General features: G+C 52.6%; 1 protein-coding gene. It reads right to left on the reverse strand.

Features of this window, described 5'->3' with window-relative positions:
* The coding region (locus H6B10_RS16080; RefSeq protein WP_204652431.1) for an asparaginase domain-containing protein at window positions 1-262 on the reverse strand (262 nt) is incomplete at its 3' end.
* Window positions 263-289: the final 27 nt, after the last annotated feature.

The raw sequence follows: 289 nt of genomic DNA on the forward strand, positions 1-289 counted from the left end.
TGGTGTCGGTGCCATGGGTCACCACAAAACCATCGTATTCTTCATAGTGGTTCCAGATTGCCTGCGCAATCTGTTTCCAGTGATCCGGGTGGATATTGGTGCTGTCCAGCTGAAACAGCTGTTCGGTATCCACATGGCAGATTTCCCGGATTTCCGGCACGGTGCGCAGCAGCTCCTGAGAGGTAAGCTGCGGCACCTTGCCGTCATCTGTTTTCAGCGTGGCAATCGTTCCGCCGGTCGCCAACATCAAAATACGTTTCATCGTGGTCTTCCTTCTTATCAATTCAGC

Source organism: Gemmiger formicilis (assembly GCF_016901605.1).
GTDB classification, from domain to species: Bacteria; Bacillota; Clostridia; order Oscillospirales; family Ruminococcaceae; genus Gemmiger; species Gemmiger formicilis_B.